Below are 26837 nucleotides of genomic sequence, written 5' to 3'. Positions count from 1 at the left end.
AAGGCTAAAAGCTGGGTGGGATGAAAAATATTTATCAAAACTTTTACAGGATAATGATTTTTAATGCGTCTGCCCTGAGGCAACAAAGGTAATCTTTTTAGGTAATAAAACTAATTATATTAGTAAGAAAGAAATAAAAACGTCGCAAATATTGTTTATTACCTTATGCCACCCTTTCCTTTTTTAATAAATTAGCTAGAAAGTGTGGTGTTTATTGAATAAGAACCCTTATTTTTGCAGCATGTTACAATTTGAGAATCAAAAGATAAAGCAAATAGTTCGCAAGGTGCTTCCGGTAGTAACGCTGGGAGCTATGTTATATTCCTGCGCCAGTATTGGACGGCCGGACGGAGGCCCTTATGATGAGACGCCACCCCGTTTCATCGGTAGTACTCCTGCTGCGGGTGCTCTGAATAATGAAAGGACTAAAATTTCTTTGGTATTTGATGAGTTTATTAAGTTGGAGAAAGCAACCGAGAAAGTCGTTGTTTCTCCTCCCCAGATACAGCAACCGGAGATAAAGGCTTCCGGCAAGAGAATACAAGTGAACCTGCTCGACTCTTTGAAGCCCAATACTACCTACACGATTGACTTCTCGGATGCGATTGTCGATAATAATGAAGGTAATCCGCTAGGGAATTTTGCATTTACGTTCTCTACCGGTACGGAGATCGATACGATGGAGGTGTCGGGAACAATGCTCGATGCTTCTAATCTGGAACCGATTAAAGGTATGCTCGTCGGACTGCATTCCAACCTGAACGATTCGGCTTTCAATAAATTGCCTTTCGACCGTGTGGCACGTACAGACAGCCGTGGCCGTTTCTCTATCCGGGGTATAGCTCCCGGTAAGTATCGTATCTACGGTTTGATGGATGCCGACCAGAACTTTACTTTTAATCAGAAGAGCGAGATGATTGCTTTCCACGATTCGTTGATTATCCCTCGTATGGAAGAACGTGTCCGCATGGATACGGCTTGGGTCGATTCATTGACTTACGACACGATTGTTGAGAAGAAATATATGCATTATTTGCCGGATGATGTCATCCTCCGTGCCTTTAAAGAACTCAACTATTCGCAATATCTTATCAAGTCGGAAAGATTGGTTCCGCAGAAATTCACGTTCTACTTTGCCGGTAAAGCCGATACTTTGCCTGTATTGAAAGGCTTGAACTTCGATGAAAAGGATGCTTTTGTTATCGAAAAGAATCAGCGGAATGACACCATCCATTATTGGGTAAAAGACTCCCTGCTCTTTAAACAAGATACGCTGGCTATGAGCCTGACTTATCTTTATACGGATACATTGAATCAGTTAGTGCCCCGTACAGATACGCTCAACCTCGTTTCGAAGCAAAAATATAAGAAAGAGGAGCCGGATAAGGACAAAAAGAAAAAGAAGAAAAAGAAAGGTGAAGAGGATGAACCCGAACCGACAAAATTCTTGCCGGTAAATGTCGGGGCTCCTTCGTCAATGGATGTATATGGTTCTATCTCTTTGAGTTTTGAAGAACCGATAGCCAGTTTTGATACTGCGGCCATCCATCTGCGGCAAAAGGTAGATACGCTTTGGAAAGATATACCATTCGACTTTGAACAGGACTCTGTGAATCTAAAGAGGTTTAATCTGTATTATGATTGGGAGCCGACGCTGGAATATGAATTTTCGGTAGATTCGACTGCGTTCCATGGTATATACGGACTGTTTACAGACAAAATAAAACAAGGGTTCAAGGTGCGTAGTTTGGAAGAATATGCCAAAATCACGTTTGTGGTGACGGGAGCGGAACCTAATGCTTTCGTTGAACTGTTGGATGCGCAGGATAAAGTGGTGCGCCGAAGAAGAGTAGAGGAGGGAGGTTATGTCGACTTTTATTACTTAAATCCCGGTAAGTACTCCGCCCGGTTGATTAACGACCGGAATGGAAACGGTGAATGGGATACCGGCAATTTTGAAAAAGGGGTGCAGCCCGAAGAGGTGTATTATTATAATCAGATTTTAGAGCCGAAAGCCAACTGGGATCTAGAACAAAGTTGGGATATTCATGCAGTTCCGCTAGATAAGCAAAAGCTGGATGAACTTAAAAAACAAAAACCAGATGAAGACAAGAAGAAAAAGGATCGGGAACGAAATAGTCAGAACCGCCGTCGTTAGCGTTCGACGCAATTTTATTATCGGATTAGTGGCCTTACTGATGGGAGCTTTCGCCCTTCCTGCCAGTGCTCAATGTGAAGCGAAGAATGATGCGTTTCAATCCGGCGAACACGTAATGTATGATTTATACTTTAACTGGAAGTTTGTCTGGGTGAAAGCCGGACTTGCCAGTTTGACGACGAATGCGACTACTTATCATTCACAACCAGCCTACCGGATTAACCTGCTTGCTTTGGGCAGTAAACGGGCGGACTTCTTTTTCAAGATGCGCGATACGCTGACTTGTGTGATTGGAGAAAAACTGGAGCCGCGCTATTTCCGTAAAGGTGCCGAAGAGGGAAAACGTTACACGGTCGATGAGGCTTGGTTTTCTTATAAGAACGGTCTTTGCCTGGTAAATCAGAAGCGTACTTACCGGGATGGAGCGTTTGATGAATCTGAAGCTAGCGATAGCCGTTGTATATACGATATGTTAAGCATTTTAGGACAGGCACGTTCTTATGACCCTGCTGATTATAAGGTGGGAGACAAGATTAAATTTCCGATGGCTACGGGACGTAAAGTGGAAGAACAGACGCTTATTTATCGCGGTAAAGAAAATGTAAAAGCAGAAAATGGAGTGACTTACCGTTGCCTGATTTTCTCATTAGTTGAATATGATAAGAAAGGGAAAGAGAAGGAAGTGATTACTTTCTTCGTAACGGACGATTTGAACCATCTTCCTGTCCGTCTGGACTTATTCCTGAATTTCGGTTCGGCAAAAGCATTCTTGAATAATGTGACCGGCAACCGGCATCCGCTGACTTCTATCGTTAAATAGATAAAGAGATTTTTTATTCCTGAACTTCGAAAGGCACTTTCTGGTCTTTCCGGAATACGCTGGATTCAAAAGTGGCAATCAAGTCTCCGTTCTGGTTCGTTACATCTACCTGATAGCAGCCTGTACTTCGACCGATGTAGCGTTCGCGTGCTTCGGCAAAAAGGGTGTCGCCAGGTCCGCTTGCGCGTAGAAAAGTGATGCTGGACGAGAGAGAGAAAGCTAGTGTACCGTGCGAGTTGGCTGCTGCGGCCAGTGCCAGGTCTGCTAATGTGAAAATGGCTCCTCCTTGTGTACGGGCGCCTGCATTCAGATGTTCGGGTTTTATTTCTAACTTGGCTTTACTGTATCCTTTGCGTACTTCCAGCAGTACTACTCCTGCGTTTTCGGCAAATAAATCATTCTTAAAGAATTCTTGTGGGGTCATGATAGTTGCTTTTGAGGTTTATTCTGCAAATGTATCAATTTATTTTGTGTATTTGCAAGGAAGATTTGTATATATTTGTAATTAGGAGATAGCAATCAGGCTTTCTTTTTCTTTCAAATTTAGATCGCTGGAATATAAGACATACATAAATTTATATTATTTTTGTGCTCAACCAATCGTCTTGTAGAAAATGGAAAGCATACCTCCTTCTGGTAAAATAGATGATCTGTCTTTGTGGAGCCTTTTAATTAAAGGTGATCAAAAGGCCTTGGAACTACTTTATCAAAAGTACTATTCTCTTTTGTTGAACTATGGATTGAAGTGTAATCCCAATAAAGAATTGGTAAAGGACTGCATTCAAGACCTTTTTGTGAATATATACCAAAATACTAACATAAACACTGCCAATATCACTGTCCGCTCTTATTTATTGAGAGCTTTAAGAAATAATCTTATTTATAAACTATCCTCTCAAAAGGAAGAGGAATCATTGGATGATGTAGCTTTTCATATTCCTGAGAATGAAGATTTATTTGAGCAATTGTTTCCTAAGAATGACGATGATATGTTATTAGCTCGCAGGTTGCTGGATGCAATGTCCCAATTGTCTACCAATCAGAAGTCGGTTCTTTATCTACGTTATGTGAAAGATTTGTCTTATAAAGAAATAGCAGATGTTATGGATATAAATGTGCAATCATCTATGAATCTGGCGAATCGTGCGTTAACAAAACTGCGTTCTCTAATCGGGCAAGATGAACATCTTCTAAGTATATGGCAACTTTTTATTATTAAGATGGTATTATCTTTCTGAATCTGGCAAATATTTATTTCTGCTATATTGTATTGATTTTTACGTACTTATCTGCTTATTTATTCTTTCTTTGTTTTTTTTCAAAAAAAAACTTGAAATAGTGAGTATGTTTTCTATCTTATCCCATTCTAATATAAACAGGAAGAAATGAAATATAGTAAGATAGAAATAAGAAATGCCCTACGAAGGATTATAGAATATTTCAAAATGCAGGAGGAAGTTTCGTCGCAAGAGGAAATGGCCGATTTGTGGAATAAGATAGCAGTTGGTATAAATAAGAAAAAGCAAAAGAGGCAGCGTCGATATTTTATTATTACCACTGCATCTGCAGCCGCATTGATTGGATTCATGTGGCTGGGTGCTGAAAAGTTCCTTGTGAATAATAGTTTGGATTTTTCAGTAGTAGCTACAAAAATGACAAATGAATCAGCCGTAGGTGACGATATCCAATTAATTGTTTCACAGGAAGAAGTCATTTCCATAAAGAAAGGTTCTACGGTTACTTATTCTCAGAGCGGTACCGTTAGTGTCGGTGAAGAAGAAATATCCCATACTGCTACGGAGGATTTATATGATCAGATTATCGTTCCTAAAGGAAAATTCACCCGCTTAATTCTTGCCGACGGTTCCAGTTTGCATATTAATGCAGGCACAAAGGTGGTCTATCCCAAACATTTTGCCAAGAACAAACGTGAGATATTTGTAGACGGAGAGATTTTTATAGATGTGAAGCGTGATGAATCGGCTCCTTTCTTTGTAAAAACGGCACAGTTTGAAGTGGAAGTATTAGGGACAGCTTTCAACGTAAGCGCTTACAAAGGGGACGATTATGCAGAGGTGGTATTGCTGCGTGGGGCTGTGAATTTGAAAGATAATAAAAAGAATACCCTTAAACTGTCTCCCAATCAATTGGCGTCTATCAGCGATGGGGTAATCTCCGGTAAAAAGACTGTGAATGCAGCAGATTATGTTGCCTGGACAGAAGGATTGTTTGTGATGAATACCGAATCGTTGGAAAGAGTCTTTCTTAAGTTAGAACGCTATTATGGTAAAACTATCAGGTACGATGCTGCGGTAAAGGATATGATGGTATGCGGAATCTTGGATTTAAATTATTCACTGGAGGAAGTTCTATCAAGAATTGCAATAACAGCGCCAATAAAGTATGAGAATACTGTAAATGGATTCTTAATTACGAAAAAAAGTGAGTGATAACGATTGTTTAATCTTTAAATTGAAAGCCTATGATATAAAAATCGAATTATAAAAAGATATCCGAATAATACGGGAATATTATCCGGATAAAAAAACTTTTATCTAACCACTCATAGTGGTCAAACTTTAATCTTACAAAAATATGAAAAACTTAGAAAATAACGTAAGTACGAATGCTAAATTTATAAAATTCGTGCTTGCTTTTAGCTTCTTTTTTATTTCGGCAACTATTTATGCGTCAGAGTTGTCCGAATATAACCAAACTAAGAAATTTACATTTGAATTTAAAAATGTTCCTATAAAAGATTTGATTAAGCATATTGAGAAAGAAAGCGAATATGTTTTCTTCTATTATGCAGATGTTTTTGATGATTCTAAAAAAACTAGTATTAGGGTTATAGACTTACCTGTCGATGAGATCCTGAATAAATTGTTTGATGGCACCTCGGTGAGTTATGAAATAAAAGACCGGCAGATTCTATTGAAAAAGAAAGAAACAGCTCCAGCTTCAAAAGCACAACAAACCAAAGGCAAGAGATTAATCCAAGGATTGGTAAAAGATGAAACTGGAGAAACGATTATTGGTGCAGCTATTAAAGTAAAAGGGACAACAATAGGTACTACTACAGATATGGACGGACTTTATAATTTATCAGTGCCGTCAGAAAATTCAGTCTTGATAGTTTCGTATATCGGTTATGTCACGCAGGAAGTAAAAGTAGGAGGACGCCAGAATATAATCATTACATTAAAGGAGGATACAAAGAATTTGGAGGAAGTTGTGGTGACAGCATACGGAACCGGTCAGAAGAAAGCCAGTATGGTAGGCTCGGTGCAAACCATTCGTCCTGCCGACTTGAAGGTACCCGCAACTAATCTTTCTACCTCTTTTGCCGGACGCCTGGCAGGTGTCATTGCTGTACAACGCAGTGGAGAACCGGGTGCCGACGGGGCCAACTTCTGGATTCGTGGAGTTTCGACATTGGGTAGTGCCAGTACTTCTCCGTTGATTATAATCGACGGTGTAGAGGCTTCTACGACCGACTTGAATGCGCTCGATCCTGAGGTAATCGACGGTTTTTCTATCTTGAAAGACGCTACGGCAACAGCCATGTATGGTATGCGTGGTGCTAATGGTGTCATGATTGTGACTACCAAGTCGGGAGCTGCTTTAGATAAACCGATTATCAACTTCCGTTTTGAAGGAAGCATGCACCAACCGACCAAAATTCCCGAGTTTGTGGATGGGGTCAGCTTCATGGAGCTGTACAACGAAGCCATCCGCAATCAATCTATGGGAAAAGTGCCTTATACACAAGACCAAATCGACGGAACTCGCCGTGGACTGAATCCCTACGTGTTCCCCAACGTGCAATGGTACGACGAAATGTTCAAAGAACGCTCTTTTAGTGAAACATTCAACTTCAACATCCGTGGTGGTGGTAAGAAGGTAGACTACTTCTCTAGCGTTTCTGTCAGTCACGAAGACGGTATGTTGCGGAGCCGTTCCAAAGATTTCTTTTCTTACAACAACAATATCAACCGCATGCGCTACTCGTTTCAAAACAACATTAACGCAAAATTGGGCGCTACTTCACGCCTGTCGTTGAAATTGAACGTGATGTTGGTGGACAAGCGTAGCCCGTCAAAAAGCACCGGTGAACTGTTTGCCAGCGTAATGGGCTCCAATCCAGTAGATGCGCCGATTATGTATCCCGAGGATGGTGAGACCACCTATATTAAATGGGGGGTGCCGCAGAAGGGTAAAGCGGATTACAACCCGTTAGCTTCGATGGTGAACGGGTATTCAGATACGTTCCAAAGCACCGTGATTGCCTCGTTGAATTTCGACCAAGATCTCCGTATGATTACACCGGGATTGAAGTTCAAAGCCATGGCCTCACTGAAGAACTTCACCAGCTCGGTACAAACCCGTTCGGCTACTTGGAACATCTTTTCCATGAACAACTGGAGACTCAACGATGACGGAATCTACGATTACGACTTGACCATGGAGGGTACGGAACAGACAACTGAGCTGAAAACAACAAGCGAAAACACTGGTAACCGCCGCATCTACATACAAGCCATGCTTGAATACAACCGCACGTTTGGCAAACACGATGTGGGTGGTTTGTTCATCTACAACCAAGACGAATATGCCAACAACAATCCGGGTACTGATTTGTTGAAAGCCCTGCCTACCCGTCGGCAAGGTATTGCTGCCAGAGTTTCTTACGCTTACGACAACCGCTACCTAGCCGAAGTGAACTTGGGATACAACGGTTCTGAAAACTTTGCTAAAGGCAATCGTTGGGGGTTCTTTCCCTCTGTGGCTTTGGGATACAACATCAGCGAAGAGAAATTCTTCGAACCGCTGAAGGATGTCGTTACCCGTATGAAGGTTAGAGCTTCTTACGGTTTGGTAGGTAATGGTGAAATTGGTGGTGCTCGTTTTGCTTATCTGTCCGACGTCAATCTGACCGGAAGTAGTGAATTTACCACTGGTATCAATATGAACGTCTCTATGAAGGGTCCGAAATACAACCGTTTTGCCAATAAAGATTTGACTTGGGAAATCGGACGTAAATTCAACGTCGGTATCGATTTGACCATCAAGAACAAATTCAACCTGACGTTTGACGTCTTCCGTGAAGACCGTTCGGACATCTTTCAGGAGAAAGCGACCATCCCTTCATATACCGGTGTATATGGTACCAAAGCGTATGTCAACAGCGCCAAAGTGCGCAACCAGGGTGTGGATGCGTCTATCGACTTCGGTCATCAGTTCAACAAAGAATTCAGTATGACCTTCAAGGGTACTTTCACCTATGCACACAATGAAATCCGCAAATACGAAGAAGCCATCCGTGACTATCCCAACTTGTCGAGAGTGGGTTACAGCGTTTCTCAACAATGGGGATACCTTGCCGATTACCTGTTTGCCGACGACGTAGAAGTGGCCAACAACCCAGCCCAAATGATTGGCGGTACGGTGGGAGCTGGTGATATTAAGTATATCAACATTCCTAATAGATATGGAGAGTATGACCAAGTCATCGATCAAAACGACCGTATGCCTATCGGTGACCCGACCACTCCGGAGATTGTGTACGGTTTCGGTCCTTCTTTCCATTGGAGAGGCTTCGATTTCTCTTTCTTTTTCCAAGGAGTAGCCAAGACGTCTTTGTTCTTGAGCGACCTGGCTCCGTTTGGAAACGACCGCAAGAGAAACATACAAACGTTTATTGCCAACGACCATTGGAGTCCCGATAATCAGAATATTCGCGCCTCTTATCCGCGTCTGACTGCCATTCCCCTCGCCAACAACTCCGAATGCTCTACGTTTTGGATGCGTGACGGCTCCTTCTTGAAGTTGAAAAATGCGGAAATTGGTTATACCTATAAGAATATGCGCTTTTACCTGCGTGGCTCCAACCTGCTGACATTCTCCAAATTCGATTTGTGGGATCCTGAGCAAGGTGGTGGTAACGGATTGAAATATCCCACGCAACGTGTATTCAACTTAGGTTTCCAAATGACTATTAAATGAAATTCTTAAAGCAGGATATTATGAAATTGATAAATTATCTATTATTGGCAGTATGCCTGATGACGGTCGCTTCTTGTAATTATCTGGACATCGTGCCGGATGAAAAGGCTACAGAAGAAGATGCGTTTAAAAATCCGAAAGCAGTATTACGTTATCTATATTCGTGCTATTCGGAAATTCCCCAAAGACACCCCAGTGGTTCGCTTGATCTTTTGACCGGAGACGAGGTGGTAACTCCTTGGGAGCATGAAAATTTTGGTAAATTTGTGCAAGGAACCTATACTCCGAGCAACCCGATTATCAACTATTGGCACGACTTGTATCGAGGACTTCGCCAATGCTACCTGCTGAAAGAGAATGTAGGATCCGTACCAGGATTATCCGATGATTTAAAAGCGCAATATACGGCAGAAGCCGATTTCTTGATTGCCTACTACCACTACATCTTGATTCGTACCTACGGCCCGAGCATTCTGATTAAGGAATTGTTTGATATCAATACATTAGGTGATCCATCCACCTTCTTGTCGCGTTCGCCATATGACGAATGTGTGGAATGGGTAGCTGGACAATTCAAGGATGTAGCCTATCGTCTACCGGCTGTCCGCACAGGTGACGAATACGGACGTGCCACCAGCACAGCTGCTATGGCTCTCCGTGGTCGTTTGTTGCTGTATGCTGCTTCACCGCAGTTCAACGGAGGTGAAAAGTTCCGTACCCTGTATAACAACTTCACCAATGCAGACGGTACTCAACTTATCAGCACCACCTATAGCGAACAGAAGTGGCGTGATGCCGCCCAAGCTTGTTTGGAAGCCATCAATTTGGCAAAAGACAATGGTTACAATCTGTACTACGCTACAGAAGGAGCCTTAAACAACACTCCCGAGCCTAAAGATCTTACCCAACGCACGCTGCGTTTCACCTTCATCGACAAGGAAAACACACCGGAAGTTATTTTTGCCGATTGTCGCAAAGAAACCGGTAACGGTATACAAGGTAAGAGTATTCCCAGATGGGGTTCATACTGCTGGGGTGGTCTGGCCATCACCTTGCGCCAAATCGAACGCTTCTATACCGAAAACGGTCTGCCTATCGACGAAGATCCCAAATACCCGTATGCCACCCGTTTCAACATTACTGATGTTCCGGCTGGCAATCCGAATGCTGAAGAAGAAACTTTGGTGATGAATATGCAACGCGAGCCCCGTTTTTATGCGTGGGTGGCATTCCACAATGGTTATTTCGAAGCAATGGGAAAAGATGCTGATCCCAAATCGAACAATGCTTTTGCCATCAAATACCTGAGAGGTGAAACTGGAAGAGAAGAGACCAAACACTTGGTGCAGTTCACCAAATTGTCCAACCAAGGACTCACTTCGGACAATCAGCAAGGAACGAAGAGCGGTTATCTGAATAAGAAGGGTGCAAGCCCCGCCTCTTCCGTAAGTTCATCCGGCTTTACCATTGCACAATATCCTTGGCCGGTTATCCGTTTGGCAGAACTTTACTTGAACTATGCAGAAGCCTGTGTAGAATGTAACAATCTGGACGATGCGAAGATATATTTGAATCTCGTACGTGAGCGTGCCGGCATTCCTACGGTAGAGAAATCTTGGGAAGGGATCGCCACGCTCGATCAAAATAAAATGCGCCAAATTGTTCGTCAAGAACGTCAAATCGAGCTTTATTTGGAAAACCACAACTTCTATGACATTCGTCGTTGGGGTGAAGCAGAAATTTTGGGAGAAAAGCCGATGGGACTTTCGGTTGAAGAGACCGATTTGAAGCTTTTTGCACAGCCCAAAGAAGTGGATGTAAATCGTAATTTCATCCTGGCACACTACCTGATGCCGTTGCCCATTAGCGAAATCAACAAGAATCCCAACTTAGTACAAAACCCGGGATACAGTGAATAATTTTAAAGCAATACGATGATGAAAAAATATATAGTATACGCAATGGTCCTATTGACCTTCACTCATACATCTTGCAATGACAACGATGAAGGAGTGGCTCCTGCTGATATTGTTAACCTGACTTCAGAAGCCCTCCCTGGTGCCATCCAATTGAATTGGGCATATTCGAATACGGAGAATCACAATATTCGCTATGTAGAAGTGCGCTATTTTGATCCTGCCAAACAGCAAGAGGTGAAAAAGACTGCGAGCAGCTTTAGCGACGGTATCTTGATTGACGACTTGCGGTTGAAATATGGAGAATACAAATTCGAGATACAGCCTTTCAGTACGAGTTTCACCCCTGGCGCAGTGCATGAAATTGCCGCTACACCGCAACGTGCCGGAGTGGCCGAAAGTTTTACCAGTCGAGAGCTGACCATCACCGCCGATGACATCGACATTCCAGGCATCTACAGCGGCTCCAAAGCAGCCTCTTTGTTCGATAGCAACAATAGTACGTTTGTGAACTTCGACTATTCTGTAGCCACAGCCACCGGAGTGACTCGTTATTATGACATCCATTATCCGAAGACACAGGAGTTCATCAAGTTTTCCTATATCAACCGCGACCACAAGGATGCCAAATTCCCAGCCGTTATTGAATGTTACGTGAAAGCCATGGAGTCCGATCCGTGGACCTTGGTGACCACCTTGAAGCAAGATGAAGACGAGCTCCCCACTAAGCCACTCGGTAGCTTTGTTTCCAAAGAATACAGAACGCCTTTCCCCTTCAACTATTTTCGTTTCCAGGTGCCCACTGTGCACACAGGCAGTGATGTGAAGAACTTTTCGTTTGCCGAATTCCGCATTTACGAGGTAGAATACTATTTTTTCGACCCCGAGGCATAACCTACATCTATCAACAAAAATGAAAATCATGAAAAAATATCTACATTGGAATTTTATCGTTATGTTGTTTGCAGCGTGTTTCTGCACGGCCTGCAGCGACGAAGACGAAACCGCCGGCATACCGAAACTGGAAGTTGGCGTAGAAACCATCGACTTCGAGCAAGAAGGCGGCAAGAAAACAATTGAGATTATCGCCAATCGTATTAACTGGGTGGCAGCTGTGAACACGGACGCCAGAAGTTGGTGCTCGGCAACCGCCGACGTGCAAGGCAAAAAACATTTCTTAGAGATTTCGCTCAACAAGAACAATGCCATCGAATCGCGCGAAGCTTTCATTGTCGTGAGACTGGAAGACGTGGTGCATAAAATCACTGTCCGTCAGTTGGGATCAGGCAAGGGAATCTTTATTTCTCCCGAAAATTTTGAAGTGGGAAACATGGGGGAAACCATCGAGTTCACCGTGACTACGAATGTGGACTATGACCTCATTCCGTCCGATTGGATTAAAGAAGTTCCCAAAAGCAGAGCCATCGAGTGGGAAACTAACACACACCGCTACATCATCGACCGCAATGTGGGGAATAGACGTACCGGAACTATTCTCGTGAAAGAAAATAGCGATGATGAAAAGAAAATATCCGCGGAAGTGCTTGTGACACAAAGCGCTGGCGAATATGAGAGCGGTGAATCTAATTTCGGAGAGGATATAATAGTGCCCATCGCAGGAGGTGAGGCTTATAATAACTTGGGAGTTATTACTGCACAACCATCTACTCCTTATGAGAAAATTTGGGATGGTAAAAAGTCTGGCTCCGGCAGTGGTTGGCTGTGTAATAATAGTGATGAGTTTAAAACTTCGGAAGCAGAAACCGATCCGGCTAAGAAAACATGGCCATTAAGTCTTTATTTCAGATTTGAAGATCAATCCCGTATCGATTATCTGATTTGGTATGATGATAAAAACAAGGATGCATTAGTCGAAGGAGATATTTATGTCAAAACCAAGAATGATGCAGACTTCAAATTGGTAATGGAAAATGTGGCATTCGATGCCGGCGTTACTCCTACTCGTATTGATTTCCCGACAGCATTGATCGATCCGGTGGAAATCAAAGTGGTAGCCAAAAAGTCGTACACTACCAATCAGTCTGTAAAAAGATACTTATTGGTAAGAGAAGTAGAGTTCTATCGTCATAACCCCAACAACTTCGACCCGCTGACCCTCTTTGAAGATGAAACCTGTACGAAACTAAAACCGGGCATCACCGAAGAAGAGATTAATGCGTGTGAAGACCCGTTGTTCCGCAACGTGGCTTTCTATATGATGAACAACAACTACCCGTCTAAGTTCCGTATCAACACCTACAAGGCTCATCCGCATCCAGATCTCTACAAGAAAGAAAACAAACTGAGCAAGGCACATGACTTGTTGTCCAATCCTACAGGTATCTTCGTTGAGAAAGGTAAAGAGGTAATGGTTTTGGTGGGTGAAACCAACGGGCTTCCACTCACAGCCCGCATCTTGAACCTGAATGTGCCGGGTGAAGATGGATTCAGCCACAATTATTCTTATAACTTGAAGAAGGGTACGAATCGCTTCATCGCCGATTCGGATGGCTTGATCTACATCTGCTATCATACACCGGACTACCAAACAGCTCCCGAAATCACTATTCATATTCCTTCCGGAAAGGTGAATGGATATTTTGATTCCAAGATTCATGACGCTACAGAATGGAAAGAACTATTGGATGGCGCTGTGGCTCCTCACTTCGATGTATTGGGAAAATACACGCACTTGATATTCCCGGTAAGCAGTTTCAAGTTGTACACTCCCGACGGAAAAGCACTGATAGACGTCTATGATGATTTGGTATTGGCAGAGCAAGAGTTTATGGGATTGAAGAAATACAATCGCATGAATCCTAACTACGTCTGTTTCTCTGTGATGTACAAAGCTGCAGGCTATATGTATGCCGCTGAATATCACACCGGATACATCGCCAGCGAAATGAATGATTTGTGTAGTGTAGAAAAGATGAAATCCAGTGTTTGGGGACCTGCCCACGAGGTGGGACACACCTTCCAAACCAAACCCGGCTTATGTTGGCTTGGTATGGCGGAAGTAACTAACAACATTTTAGCATTGGACGTACAGACTTCCTTTGGTCTCCAATCCCGATTGATGGGTACACCTAGTAGCAACTATACTAGTTTGTACGAAAAGGGCATGTCGCTCTTGCTGCCCATCGAGTGGCCGCACGTCAGAAAAACTCCGGATGGTACTGGGATAGACGAATGGTGTCAGGTAGTACCTTTTTGGCAGTTGCATCTCTACAGCCAGATAGAAGGAAACAAAGATTTCTACAAAGATCTGTTTGAAAAGATTCGCACTACCCCCGACAAGGATTCGAAAAAACCGGGCGAAATCCAATTGGAATTTACGGTAATGGCCAGTGAAGCACTCGGACTGGATTTGACAGAGTTCTTCGAGAAATGGGGATTCTTTGCAGAGGTGGATTACAAACTGACTGTTTATGGGGAAACTGCCCAATTTACAGTGACTAAAGAGAAGGCCGACGAAACCAAAGACCGCATCAAGGCTCTGGGACTGCGCAAACCGTCTAAGCGAATAGAGTATATTTGTGATGACAACAAGAGTCTTTATGAGTCTGACAGCAGCGTGATCGCCGGAAGTGCTTCCAGAACCGGACAGAATTTCAGAATGATCAACTGGAAGAACGTGGCAGCCTACGAAGTATGGTCGGACGACACTTTGTTGTTTATCTCTCCCGCCGGCACCTTTACTATGCCCGCCCAATTTGTAGTGGGCACCAAAGTGCAAGTATTTGCCATATCCGTCTCTGGACAAAAAACAGAAGTTACATTTTAATTAAAAGGAAATAGATTTTAAATCATGAAACATTTATTTACAGGGGCATTGATTATCGGAGTAATGGGTTGCACTACTCCGCAACAAACGCAAAAAGATAATATATCGGGTATCTATCCTAAGCTCGCCTTCTACAACAACGAAGGCGAATGTGGAACAGGTGCCGTAGTGCCTTGGGCAGGAAACCTGTGGGCCATCACTTATGGTCCACACATGCCGTTTGGCTCGTCGGACAAATTGTATCAGATTACGCCGGACAAGAAACTTGTCGTCCGTTCGGAAAGCATCGGTGGAACTCCCGCCAACCGTCTGATTCATAAAGAGACGAACACGTTGAACATCGGTTCTTACTTCATTGATCAAAGCGAAAACGTGCGCGTATTGCCTTGGCAAGAGGCTCCGGGACGTTATACGGGTGCTGCCCGCCATTTGACCGACCCTGCCAACAAGATTTACATCGGTACGATGGAAGAAGGTTTCTACGAAGTGGACGTAAACACACTCAAAGTCAAAGAACTGTATCAAGACGGCAACGAGGGACGTCGTCTGCACAAAAAAGACCCGAAGAATAACCCGCCATACGTAGACTTGCTGCCGGGAGCGCACGGTAAAGGATTGTATTCAGGACAAGGTGTGATGGTTTTCTCCAACAATGGAGAAAACAGTGCGGCTGCGATGAAACATTTCGATGCGTTGTCCGGTTCGCTATGCGAATGGGACGGAAAAGACTGGAAGGTGGTTCGCCGCAATCAATTTGTTGAATTGACCGGTCCCGGCGGCATTTACGGAAACCCTAACCCCGAAACCGACCCGATTTGGGCTACCGGTTGGGACCACAAATCTGTACTGCTGGGCGTGAGAGGCGCACAGAAAGGATGGACTTTCTACCGTCTGCCCAAAGCAAGCCACTCTTACGACGGTGCACACGGATGGAACACCGAATGGCCGCGCATCCGCAACGTCGGTGCCGAAGGAGAAAATGACTACCTGATGACCATGCACGGATTGTTTTGGAGGTTCCCCCACACCTTTACTGCCGACAACTCGGCCGGTATCCGTCCGCGCACCACTTACTTGAAAGTGATTGGCGACTTCGCCCGCTGGAACGACGAATTGGTGTTCGGTTGCGACGATTCTGCGCAGAAAGAATTCTTGAACAAGCGTAAAGCCAAAGGTAACATCGAAGGGCCGGGACAATCTAACTCCAACCTGTGGTTTACCTCACTGACCAAACCCGATGAATTGGGTCCTGCCACTGCTGACGGTGCTATTTGGGAAAAAGAAGAGGTGAAAGCCAACACCAACTCTGATCCCTATCTGTTTGCCGGATGGAAAGAACGCTGTTGCTGGATTAAGAACGATGGCGCAAAAGCTGTGAAATACCTCTTTGAAGTAGATGAAAAGGGTAACAACCAATGGACCAGCCTGCAAGAGGTGCTTGTTCCTGCCGGTGAATCGGCTTACGTCGCTTTCAACCCGGTCACCAAGGGTGAATGGATTCGCGTGAGAACAGACAAAGACACACAGACTTCTGTCAGTTTCATCTACACTTCTGCTGACAACCGTACGGCTGCTATAGCACCGATGTTCAAAGGTTTGTCTGAAGTGTCTGAAAAGAATTCATTGGGTGGTCTGCTTTACGGCTTGGGTAAGAACAGAAGAGCCTTGGGCGTATTGGCCACTACCATCGAAAACGGACAAGTGAAAGAGAACGGGTACTATGAAATGAGTGACACATTGGCTTTGGTTCGCAAGGACGACGCACAGACTGCCGATTTCATCCGTGAGAAGTTTGCCATTCCTCACCAAGTGGTGACTGTCGACGAATCTTCTATCCTGATTGTGGACGACCGCAACAGACGTTGGCGCTTGCCGTTGGGAGATGCTGAATATTCTTCACTGATAGGACAAGACGTGTTGCGTATCTGTCGCGAAGTGGCTACCGAACGCGACCTGTTCAATTGCCACGGCACCTTCTACGAACTGCCCGCTGAAAATGCCGACGGTTATGCCAAGATGCGCCCCATCGCTTCTCACAATTTTCGCATCCACGACTATGCTTCCTACCGTGGTATGCTGGTGATGACCGGTATCAACCCGAAAGAGATGAAGAACAAAGAGCATATCATCGTGTCCGAAGACGGTAAAGCTGCCGTATGGGCAGGAGCTATTGACGACTTGTGGGAAATGGGCAAACCCGTAGGAAAGGGGGGGCCGTGGAAGAACACAGCAGTGAAAGCCGGCGAAGCATCCGATCCTTACTTGATTGGATTCTACGACAAGAAGAACTTGACACTTTCTCATTCTTCTCAATCGGACGTAACCTTCACTGTAGAGGTTGACCCTACCGGTAACGGCAAATGGGTGAAATATGCCACCCTGACAGTGAAACCGGGCGAACAGATGAAACATGAGTTCAAGGCTCCGTTCCAAGCTAGATGGATTCGCTTCTCTATAGATGCGGATACCAATGCAACTGCTTGGTTGGAATATAAATAATTAGTTGATAAGTTAAACTAATTTCAGTTCTCCTCCTTCTGGGAAGGAGGGGAACCTGATGCTCTATTGAATGACTTTTTGACATTAAAAGAACAAAGGCAAGTATCCTTATGTATCTGCCTTTGTTTTAAAGAAAACGCCGTGAAATTAATTTATAGCATAATTGGGTCCGTACTATTTGCCTACGCTCCGCTGGTCGCCCAAACAACTGAACAGAACCCTTATCTGCGCTCGGACACTTTGGGAAGATTGGCTAACAAGGTGTATTCCGCAGTGGTGATTCCCGAATGGATGGGCGATTCTCACTACTTTTGGTACAAGAACCACGAGAAAGGCGGTACTTTTTACTACTGGGTAAACGCTGAAACGGGCGAGAAGAAACGGGCAACTACAATGGACGAACTGAAAGCTTTCGCTCCTGAATTGTGGAAACCTGTTCCCAAAAAGAAAAAAGAACACACCGACGAACGGAATCGAGTCCTCTCGCCAAATAAGCAATGGGTGGCCTACGTTCGAGACTACAACGTGTACATCTCTCCCGCGGGCAAAAAGCAAGTGGAAGAGATTGCATTGAGCATGGACGGAACCTTTGGATGCTACTACGACACACACCTGTTGTGGTCGCCCGACTCAAAGAAACTCGCTACGGTAAAGACACGCTCCGCCAACTGCCGTCGCATTCCCCTGTTGGAGTCGCGTCCCAAAGAGCAACTGCAACCAAAACTGCAATGGCGGGACTATGCCAAACCGGGAGATGTACTGTCCATCTCGGTGCCCGCGCTGTTCGACGTGGAGCAGAGAAAGCCCATCGTCCTAGATACACGCCCGTATGAAGAGCAGTTCAGCCTGCAACTGACGGGATGGAGAAAGGACAGCCGTGCCTTTACTTTTGAGTTCAACCGTCGCGGACATCAGCAATACGTGGTGGGCGAGGTGAATGCCAACGATGGAAGCATCCGTTCCTTAGTGGACGAACGCTCAGAAACCTTCATCTCTTACATTGACAACTACCGCTATGACTTGAACGACGGCAGAGAGATACTCTGGCTCTCCGAGCGCGACGGTTGGCGTCATCTCTACCGCATAGACGGAGCTACGGGAACGGTGAAGGGCCAAGTGACCCGCGGAGAATGGGTGGTGCGCAAAGTGCTTTTCGTTGACGAGGAGAAGCAGCAAATCTACTTTATGGCCTCTGGACTTCACAAGAAAGAGGATCCGTACAATCAGCATCTCTGCATTGTTCGTTTTGACGGTACGGAGATGCGCGAACTCACTCCCGAGAACGGAAACCACCGCATCACTTTCTCCAGGGACAAGGCTTTTTTTGTGGATGTTTGTTCCCGCCCCGACTTGCCTCCCATTAGCGTGTTGCGCAAGACGGGAGAGAAAAAGGCAGTGACTGTGTTGGAGAAATGTGACGTGTCCGAATTGGTGGCGGAAGGCTGGCAGATGCCGGAAGTGTTCTGCGCCAAAGGCAGGGATGGTGTGACGGATATTTGGGGAATCATCTATCGTCCTTTTAAATTTGATCCTACCAAATCCTATCCTATTATTGAGGATATTTATGCCGGCCCGCACGACTCACACGTGCCGAAGGATTTCAAATCGATAGCATGGCACACGGCTGCATTGGCCGAACAGGGCTATATCGTGGTAAAAATAGACGGTATGGGGACGAACAACCGTTCTAAGAAGTTCCACGATGTTTGCTGGAAGAATTTGAAAGATGCCGGATTTCCCGACCGTATCCAATGGATACTGGCGGCAGCACGTAAATATAAATACATGGATACGCAGCGTGTAGGTATTTACGGTTGGTCAGCTGGCGGACAGAACGCCATGGCGGCCTTGCTGTTCCATCACGACTTCTACAAGGCGGCGGTCGCTCTGTGTGGTTGCCACGACAACCGGATGGACAAGGTGTGGTGGAACGAACTTTGGATGGGCTACCCTGTAGATGAAAGCTATTCCCGCTCTTCCAATGTGGATAATGCCCACCTGCTAAAAGGCGACTTGCTGTTAATTAACGGTGAGTTGGACGATAACGTGGATCCCGCATCGACTTTGCAAGTGGTGGATGCTCTTGTCAAGGCGGATAAGATGTTCGAACAACTTTATTTGCCGGGCAGAGACCATGCACTTGGAAAATATTACGAACTTCACCGTCTGTATGAGTTCTTTAACCGTAAACTGAAAAAATAGATAACAACATTCTAATCATAAACATATTACAAATATGAAAATATCAAGAAGAAACTTCCTTAAAAAGACTTTAGCAGGCTCCTTGCTACTTGGCACAGCCTCTTTGCCGCAACCGCTGTCGGCTATGATTCCCTCAGTAGAAGAAGTAACAAGAAAAAAGACCCAAAGAGTAGTCTTAATCAGCTTGGATGGTATCTGCGTGGCAGGTTTCCACCAGGCGAATACACCAAACTTGGACGCGCTGCTTGCGCTAGGAGCTTTGTCCACCGAAACGCGTGTAGTGATGCCTTCGTTCACTTTGCCTAACTGGACTAGCCATCTAACCGGCAGTGGCCCCGAACAACATGGGGTAGTGAATAATAGTTGGACGTTATCCAAGCATAAGCTTCCCGCTATCGAGACAGATGCCGACGGGTATTATCCTTCGGTATTTAAAGTGTTGAAAGATGCGAATCCACGCATAAAAACCGCTTTCTATTACAACTGGCTCAACTTAATTTATCCATATAATCAAAAGTATCTGGATGAAGTCAGTTTCCTGAAGAACGACGCTTATCTGCCGAACTATGAAAAGGCTTTCAATTTTTTGGTAGATAACCGTGAAGACCCGACGCTGGTATTCCTTTATTCGGTACATACGGACCATGCCGGACATAAGTATAAATGGATGTCACCGGAATATATACGTTCGATAGAAGAAGCGGATGTGGAAATCGGTAAGTTTATCGATAAGATGAAACAGGAAGACTTGTATGATGACACGCATTTCATGTTCCTGACCGACCACGGCGGAATAGGGAACGGTCATGGCGGTGTCAGCACGGATGAGATGATTGTTCCTTGGGGAATTACAGGACCCGGTATTGTCAAAGGGCTGAAAATAACGGAACCCAATAATACGGTCAATACAGCTGCTGTTATTTTGCATCTGTTTAAAGTGAAGCAGCCACTTTCGTGGGTTGGTGAGATACCTAAATCTATTTTTAAATAATAAAAGTTTGGATTAGATTTCGATTCTGCATTGCCGGACACTCTGTATCGGCAATGTGTTGATTAAATTAAAAAAAAATGAAGAAAGTATTTACTATTATAGCTTTGGAACTTGTTGTTTCATTCGCTTGTCAGAGTGTCTTTGCACAAAAAGACTCTAAAACCTTTGCTCCCATTAAAGTAGAAACGCCTTCCCGGCCTGCAGGACAGAAAGATGTAATCCAGCTTGTCGCTCCTAAAATAGATACTGTACGTGTAGGTTTTATCGGACTTGGAATGAGGGGAGTAGGTGCCGTAGAACGTTGGATTCATATTCCGGGTACTAGGATCGTTGCCCTTTGTGACATTCGTACCGAACGGGTGGAAAAATCACAAAAAATACTGAAAAAAGCAGGTCTGCCCGAAGCTGCTTCTTATAGTGGAAAGGAAGATGCATGGAAAGAACTTTGTAAAAGGGATGATATCGACCTTGTGTATATTATCACGGATTGGGAACATCATGCTGAAATGGGAGTGTATGCGATGGAACATGGCAAACATGTAGCGATTGAGGTTCCGGCAGCTATGACTCTTGATGAAATATGGAAATTGGTCGATACTTCGGAAAAAACTCGCAAGCATTGTATGCAACTTGAAAATTGTGTCTATGACTTCTTTGAATTGACTACTTTGAATATGGTACAGCAGGGTGTTATGGGTGAAGTGCTTCATGTAGAAGGGGCTTATATTCATAATCTGGAAGATTTTTGGACTCATTATTGGAATAACTGGCGTATGGATTATAATCAGAAATATCGTGGAGACGTATATGCTACTCATGGTATGGGACCTGCCTGTCAGGTGCTGGATATTCATCGTGGTGACCGAATGAAGACACTGGTGGCAATGGATACGAAAGCAGTGAACGGACCTGCCTATATTAAAAAACGTACGGGTAAAGAAGTGAAGGATTTCCAGAACGGGGATCAAACGACGACTATGATCCGTACGGAGAATGAACGTACAATGCTTATCCAGCATAATGTTATGACTCCACGTCCATACAGCCGTATGTATCAGGTAGTAGGAACGGATGGGTTTGCCAGCAAATATCCGGTAGCGGAGTACTGTTTGCGACCTTCTCAGGTAAGTCCCACGCAAATACCGGATCATGAAAACCTGAATGCTCATGGTGCTGTGCCGGTAGGTGTGAAAAAAGCATTAATGGCTAAATACAAAAGTCCGATATTAGACAATGAACTGGAAGAAACAGCCAAGAAAGTAGGGGGACATGGGGGAATGGATTATATAATGGATTATCGCTTGGTGTATTGTCTGCATAATGGTTTACCGTTGGATATGGATGTATACGATTTGGCAGAATGGTGCTGTATGGCCGAACTTACCCGACTTTCTATTGTAAATAATTCTGCTCCAGTGGAAGTGCCTGACTTCACTCGTGGCGGGTGGAATAAGGTGAAGGGATATAGACATGCTTTTTCCAAATAATGGATGTTGTTTAAGAAGAGTGATACGAATAAAAACAAATTTGAAAGCATGAATAAACCATCATTTTCTCTCTTATTGACAGGTATATGTACGGGAGTCTTTTCTTTGGTAACTATGAACGCTATGGCTAATAGTACCCCGAGAAAACCCTATTGGCAGGATGTGCAAGTAGTGGCAGTTAATAAAGAATATCCGCGTACTGCTTTTATGACCTATGACAACCGCACTGATGCACTTACCGGCAAATATGAAAACAGCAAGTACTATCAGTTACTGAATGGTGATTGGAAATTCTTTTTTGTAGATAGTTACAAGAAACTACCGGAGAATATAACCGACCCGTCTGTCAGCACCGCATCTTGGAATGATATTAAAGTTCCAGGCAATTGGGAAGTGCAGGGGTACGGAGTAGCTATATATACGAATCACGGATATGAATTTAAACCGCGCAATCCGGAACCTCCGATTCTTCCGGAGGCTAATCCGGTAGGAGTCTATCGCCGCGACATCGATATCCCTTCGGATTGGAAGGAGCGGGATATTTACTTGCATCTTGCTGGAGTCAAGTCCGGTGTATATGTGTATATAAACGGACAGGAGGTAGGATATAGCGAAGATTCAAAAAATCCGGCTGAGTTCTTAATCAATAACTATGTGAAGCCGGGTAAGAATGTACTAATTCTGAAAGTGTTTCGTTGGAGCACCGGTTCTTATCTCGAATGTCAGGACTTCTGGCGGATTAGCGGCATCGAACGTGATGTATTCTTGTATTCACAGCCTAAGGCTGCTCTCAAGGATTTTCGGGTGAAGTCGACTTTGGATGACAGTTATAAGAATGGGATATTTGCCTTGAATGTAGACTTGAGAAATCGCGGAAAAGAGGCGGCTAATCTAACATTGGTATACGAGTTACTGAATGCGCAGGGAAAAGTGGTTGCTGCCGAAGAAAAGACAGCCTATATTCCTTCAGGTGAGATTCGAGCAGTTTCTTTCGACCAAAATCTGACGAATGTTAGCACTTGGACCTCAGAAGCCCCGAATCTATACAAGTTATTGATGACGGTAAAGAAGAATGGTAAAGTCAATGAGATTATTCCGTTCAATGTAGGTTTCCGCCGTATCGAGATTAAACCTATTGAACAGAAGGCAGCCAATGGAAAACCATATGTTTGTTTATTCATTAATGGGCAACCGTTGAAACTGAAAGGTGTGAATATCCATGAGCACAATCCTGAAACCGGACATTATGTAACGGAAGAGTTGATGCGTCGTGACTTTGAACTTATGAAGCAGCATAACTTGAACAGTGTACGTCTCTGTCACTATCCGCAAGACCGTCGTTTTTATGAGCTTTGCGATGAATACGGACTTTATGCGTATGATGAAGCTAATATTGAAAGCCATGGCATGTATTATAACCTTCGCAAAGGAGGTACATTGGCAAATAATCCGGAATGGCTGAAGGCACACATGGACCGTACAATCAATATGTTCGAACGCAACAAGAACTATCCGTGCGTCACTTTTTGGTCACTGGGTAACGAAGCCGGAAACGGATACAACTTCTATCAGACTTATCTGTGGCTGAAAGAAGCGGACAAGAATCTGATGGTTCGTCCTATCAACTATGAGCGTGCACAATGGGAATGGAATTCTGATATGTACGTTCCTCAATATCCGGGTGCCAGTTGGCTGGCGTCTGTTGGTAAGAACGGCAGCGACCGCCCTATTGTCCCCTCGGAATATGCTCATGCTATGGGTAACTCTACCGGAAACTTGTGGGGACAATGGCAGGCTATTTATAAATATCCGAACCTTCAGGGAGGATATATTTGGGACTGGGTAGATCAAGGTCTTCTCCAAAAAGATAAGAATGGTAAAGAATACTGGGCTTACGGTGGTGATTTTGGCGTGAATGCTCCGAGTGATGGTAATTTCCTGTGTAATGGTCTTGTCAATCCCGATCGTGGGCCGCATCCGGCTATGGCAGAAGTGAAGTATGTACATCAGAATGTAGGTTTTGAAGCAATCGATGCTGCTTCCGGTAAGTTCAGAATTACGAACCGTTTCTACTTTACTAACCTGAAAAAGTACCGGATTCATTATAGTGTACTTGCCAACGGTAAGACAATCAAAAATGGAAATGTGTCATTGGATATTGCTCCGCAAGGTTCTAAAGAGTTCACTGTATCTGTAAACGGCTTGAAAGTTCAACCGGGAACAGACTATTTTGTAAACTTCAGCGTAACAACGACAGAGCCGGAGGCTCTGATTCCAACTGGATATGAAATTGCTTACGACCAGTTTCAGCTGCCTGTACAGGCGGAAAAGAGTACTTATAAAGCAAACGGACCTGCATTGAAAACAGCCACTCAAGGCGATGAATTTATCGTATCTTCTTCAAAGGTAAACTTCGTATTCAATAAGAATAGCGGATTGGTGACCTCATATAGAGTAAATGGTACTGAATATTTTAATGATGGATTTGGGATTCAGCCTAACTTCTGGCGTGCGCCTACCGATAATGATTATGGGAACGGTGCTCCCAAACGTTTGCAGGTATGGAAGCAATCAAGTAAGAATTTCTGTGTGACAGACGTTGATATGACAACAAAGGATAAAGTTGTCTTATTAAAAGCTACTTATCTTTTGGCCACCGGTAATCTGTATGTCGTTACTTATAAAATCTATCCGAGCGGAATTGTGAATGTGAAAACTTTGTTTACTTCTACTGATATGGAAGCAGCTGAGACAGAAGTTTCCGAAGCTACCCGCACGGCTACCTTTACTCCCGGAAGTGATGCTGCTCGCAAGGCTGCTTCCAAACTGGAAGTTCCTCGCATCGGTGTTCGTTTCCGTTTACCGGTTCAAATGAATAATGTACAATACTTCGGTCGTGGCCCGGGAGAAAACTATATCGACCGCAATCATGGAACACTAGTTGGCGTATATAAGACGACTGCGGATAAGATGTATTTCAATTACGTTCGCCCCCAAGAGAACGGACATCGTACGGATACCCGCTGGGTTGCTTTATCACCTGACAGAGGAAACGGATTGGCTATTGTAGCCGATAGTCTTGTCGGATTCAATGCTCTTTGCAACTCTGTTGAAGACTTTGACTCGGAAGAGGCTTCGTCTCGTTCTTATCAATGGCATAATCTTACTCCCGAAGAGATTGCCAACCATGATGAGAACGCAGCACGCAACGTATTGCGAAGAATGCATCATGTCAATGATATCACTCCGAAGGACTTCGTGGAAGTCTGTGTGGATATGAAGCAGCAGGGAGTGGGCGGTTATAATAGTTGGGGCGCACGTCCGGAATCAATCCATCAAATCTTGGCTAATCGTGAATATAGTTGGGGATTTACCTTAGTCCCTATCCATTCGGTTAATCAGGTAAACGAAGTTACTAAATATAATTATTGATTAAGATAAAATTTAACTGGTTTTTAGAAGGGTTTTGTGAAAATGGAATTGTTGTGTGATTCAGTGTATGAAAAACATGACAGTTCCATTTTATAATATATGCATTGTTTAATGTATGAGGACAGTAAATTCATTATTTTCGGGGAAATGTACCAAAATTGTCTTTCATTTGGATTATTTAGGTCGGTCAATTCTATTTAAATGCACTACTTTTGCCATCAGGAAAATTAATCACTTAACAAATAATCCCTGTATTATGAAAACAATTCTTAGCGCATTAGGACTTTCCCTATTGATCTTTACGAGTTGCGGTGGACAAAAAAAGGTTGAAGTAGACTTTATTCAGGACAACATCGACAACGCTGTGGCACAGAACACAATCCAGACGGACATTATTGAGAAGTCCGGTAAAATCTTGAATCCGAGAACAATCAACGAAGATGGGAGTATCTCTTACATACCTATGGAAGACTGGTGTTCAGGTTTCTTTCCCGGTAGTATATGGTTGACTTATAATCTGACGGGTGATAAGAAATGGTTGCCGCTGGCAGAGAAATACACAGAGGCTCTTGATTCAGTGAAATATTTGAAATGGCATCATGATGTAGGGTTCATGATCGGTTGCAGTTATTTGAACGGCTATCGCATGGCAGATAAGAAAGAGTATAAAGACGTCATTATAGAAGCTGCCAGATCATTGTCCACTCGTTTTCGTCCGAATGCAGGCGTTATCCAGTCATGGGATGCCGATAAAGGCTGGCAAGGAACACGGGGATGGAAATGTCCGGTGATTATTGATAATATGATGAATCTCGAACTCTTATTTGAAGCAACAGCCCTTTCCGGGGATTCTACTTTCTATAATATTGCAGTGAAACATGCTGATACAACAATGGCTCACCATTTCCGTCCGGACAACAGCTGCTACCATGTGGTAGATTACGACCCGGAGACAGGAGAAGTGCGTAAGAGACAAACTGCACAGGGATATGCCGACGAATCGGCTTGGGCTCGCGGACAAGCATGGGCTTTGTATGGATATACTACCTGTTATCGCTATACCAAAGATAAGAAATATCTCGACCAGGCACAAAAGGTCTATAACTTCATCTTTAATAATAAGAACTTGCCGGAAGACCTCGTGCCTTATTGGGATTATGATGCTCCGAATATTCCGAACGAACCTCGCGATGCTTCTGCAGCAGCTTGTACAGCCTCTGCCCTTTACGAACTGGATGGCTACCTGCCGGGCAACCACTACAAGGAAACTGCTGATAAGATAATGGAAAGTTTAGGCTCACCTGCTTATCGTGCAAAGGTCGGAACAAACGGCAACTTTATCCTGATGCACTCCGTTGGCAGTATTCCTCACGGTCAGGAAATTGACGTTCCTTTGAACTATGCTGACTATTACTTCCTGGAAGGACTGATGCGTAAAAGAGATTTGGAAAAGAAATAAGAAATAGACAATGAACGGTAAACAGTGAACGGTGAATGCTTGGCGGATTCTGACGGAAAATGTTTACCGTTTATCATTCG

At 44.1% G+C, this 26837-nt stretch carries 15 protein-coding genes; 14 read left to right on the top strand and 1 reads right to left on the bottom strand.

Annotated features, from left to right (window positions below):
* Positions 1-241: 241 nt before the first annotated feature.
* Both AAHJ11_RS21890 and AAHJ11_RS21885 read left to right on the top strand, forming a co-directional pair.
* Complete coding sequence (locus tag AAHJ11_RS21890) at positions 242-2158, top strand: Ig-like domain-containing protein (RefSeq protein ID WP_148364235.1); 1917 nt, start codon at positions 242-244, stop codon at positions 2156-2158.
* Positions 2103-2978 (top strand): DUF3108 domain-containing protein, encoded by an 876-nt coding sequence (locus tag AAHJ11_RS21885; protein WP_148364234.1) that lies wholly within the window; start codon positions 2103-2105, stop codon positions 2976-2978. Before AAHJ11_RS21890 ends, AAHJ11_RS21885 begins: the two co-directional genes overlap by 56 nt.
* A gap of 13 nt (positions 2979-2991) precedes the next feature.
* Here AAHJ11_RS21885 and AAHJ11_RS21880 read toward each other — a convergent pair whose 3' ends face one another.
* On the bottom strand, positions 2992-3402 hold the full coding sequence (locus tag AAHJ11_RS21880) for a PaaI family thioesterase (RefSeq protein WP_148364233.1): 411 nt from the start codon (positions 3400-3402) through the stop codon (positions 2992-2994).
* A gap of 190 nt (positions 3403-3592) precedes the next feature.
* Between AAHJ11_RS21880 and AAHJ11_RS21875 the strand changes: the two genes are divergently transcribed.
* The 12 genes from AAHJ11_RS21875 (at position 3593) to AAHJ11_RS21820 (ending at position 26757) form a co-directional block, all read left to right on the top strand.
* Positions 3593-4216 carry an RNA polymerase sigma factor gene (locus tag AAHJ11_RS21875; RefSeq protein WP_254883863.1) on the top strand — a complete coding sequence of 208 codons (624 nt, stop codon included), beginning with the start codon at positions 3593-3595 and terminating at the stop codon, positions 4214-4216.
* Between the two features lie 147 nt (positions 4217-4363).
* A complete protein-coding gene (locus AAHJ11_RS21870; RefSeq protein WP_148364232.1) occupies positions 4364-5428 on the top strand; it encodes a FecR family protein in 1065 nt (354 codons plus the stop codon).
* A 145-nt stretch (positions 5429-5573) separates the two neighbouring features.
* Complete coding sequence (locus tag AAHJ11_RS21865; RefSeq protein WP_217723367.1) at positions 5574-8984, top strand: TonB-dependent receptor; 3411 nt, start codon at positions 5574-5576, stop codon at positions 8982-8984.
* Positions 8985-9004: 20 nt separating this feature from the next.
* Complete coding sequence (locus tag AAHJ11_RS21860) at positions 9005-10903, top strand: RagB/SusD family nutrient uptake outer membrane protein (RefSeq protein WP_320974986.1); 1899 nt, start codon at positions 9005-9007, stop codon at positions 10901-10903.
* Positions 10904-10921: 18 nt separating this feature from the next.
* Positions 10922-11794, top strand: coding sequence for a hypothetical protein (locus AAHJ11_RS21855; RefSeq protein WP_195533239.1), 873 nt, complete (start codon positions 10922-10924; stop codon positions 11792-11794).
* Between the two features lie 28 nt (positions 11795-11822).
* Positions 11823-14687 carry a M60 family metallopeptidase gene (locus AAHJ11_RS21850; protein ID WP_167511712.1) on the top strand — a complete coding sequence of 955 codons (2865 nt, stop codon included), beginning with the start codon at positions 11823-11825 and terminating at the stop codon, positions 14685-14687.
* Between the two features lie 24 nt (positions 14688-14711).
* Complete coding sequence (locus tag AAHJ11_RS21845; protein ID WP_148364227.1) at positions 14712-17186, top strand: hypothetical protein; 2475 nt, start codon at positions 14712-14714, stop codon at positions 17184-17186.
* 141 nt (positions 17187-17327) lie between these two features.
* Positions 17328-19388, top strand: a complete 2061-nt coding sequence (locus AAHJ11_RS21840) for a DPP IV N-terminal domain-containing protein (protein ID WP_148364226.1) — start codon at positions 17328-17330, stop codon at positions 19386-19388.
* 34 nt (positions 19389-19422) lie between these two features.
* Positions 19423-20379: an alkaline phosphatase family protein gene (locus AAHJ11_RS21835; RefSeq protein WP_148364225.1), complete on the top strand. Its 957-nt coding sequence runs from the start codon at positions 19423-19425 to the stop codon at positions 20377-20379.
* A gap of 77 nt (positions 20380-20456) precedes the next feature.
* A complete protein-coding gene (locus AAHJ11_RS21830; protein WP_148364224.1) occupies positions 20457-21866 on the top strand; it encodes a Gfo/Idh/MocA family protein in 1410 nt (469 codons plus the stop codon).
* A gap of 114 nt (positions 21867-21980) precedes the next feature.
* Complete coding sequence (locus AAHJ11_RS21825) at positions 21981-25298, top strand: glycoside hydrolase family 2 TIM barrel-domain containing protein (protein ID WP_409012949.1); 3318 nt, start codon at positions 21981-21983, stop codon at positions 25296-25298.
* Between the two features lie 256 nt (positions 25299-25554).
* Entirely contained in the window at positions 25555-26757 is a 1203-nt protein-coding gene (locus AAHJ11_RS21820) for a glycoside hydrolase family 88 protein (RefSeq protein WP_148364223.1), read from the top strand.
* Positions 26758-26837 lie beyond the last annotated feature (80 nt).

The organism is Bacteroides sp. 90-K9/2, from assembly GCF_047310725.1.
Classification (GTDB): domain Bacteria; phylum Bacteroidota; class Bacteroidia; order Bacteroidales; family Bacteroidaceae; genus Bacteroides; species Bacteroides vicugnae.
Note: the sequence above shows the minus strand (reverse complement) of the source record. Positions and strands in the feature narration are given on the sequence as shown.

Coding starts and splice junctions, on each gene's coding strand:
- AAHJ11_RS21890 (WP_148364235.1), top strand. CDS start 242: ATGTTACAATTTGAGAATCAAAAGATAAAGCAAATAGTTCGCAAGGTG.
- AAHJ11_RS21885 (WP_148364234.1), top strand. CDS start 2,103: ATGAAGACAAGAAGAAAAAGGATCGGGAACGAAATAGTCAGAACCGCC.
- AAHJ11_RS21880 (WP_148364233.1), bottom strand. CDS start 3,402: ATGACCCCACAAGAATTCTTTAAGAATGATTTATTTGCCGAAAACGCA.
- AAHJ11_RS21875 (WP_254883863.1), top strand. CDS start 3,593: ATGGAAAGCATACCTCCTTCTGGTAAAATAGATGATCTGTCTTTGTGG.
- AAHJ11_RS21870 (WP_148364232.1), top strand. CDS start 4,364: ATGAAATATAGTAAGATAGAAATAAGAAATGCCCTACGAAGGATTATA.
- AAHJ11_RS21865 (WP_217723367.1), top strand. CDS start 5,574: ATGAAAAACTTAGAAAATAACGTAAGTACGAATGCTAAATTTATAAAA.
- AAHJ11_RS21860 (WP_320974986.1), top strand. CDS start 9,005: ATGAAATTGATAAATTATCTATTATTGGCAGTATGCCTGATGACGGTC.
- AAHJ11_RS21855 (WP_195533239.1), top strand. CDS start 10,922: ATGAAAAAATATATAGTATACGCAATGGTCCTATTGACCTTCACTCAT.
- AAHJ11_RS21850 (WP_167511712.1), top strand. CDS start 11,823: ATGAAAAAATATCTACATTGGAATTTTATCGTTATGTTGTTTGCAGCG.
- AAHJ11_RS21845 (WP_148364227.1), top strand. CDS start 14,712: ATGAAACATTTATTTACAGGGGCATTGATTATCGGAGTAATGGGTTGC.
- AAHJ11_RS21835 (WP_148364225.1), top strand. CDS start 19,423: ATGAAAATATCAAGAAGAAACTTCCTTAAAAAGACTTTAGCAGGCTCC.
- AAHJ11_RS21830 (WP_148364224.1), top strand. CDS start 20,457: ATGAAGAAAGTATTTACTATTATAGCTTTGGAACTTGTTGTTTCATTC.
- AAHJ11_RS21825 (WP_409012949.1), top strand. CDS start 21,981: ATGAACGCTATGGCTAATAGTACCCCGAGAAAACCCTATTGGCAGGAT.
- AAHJ11_RS21820 (WP_148364223.1), top strand. CDS start 25,555: ATGAAAACAATTCTTAGCGCATTAGGACTTTCCCTATTGATCTTTACG.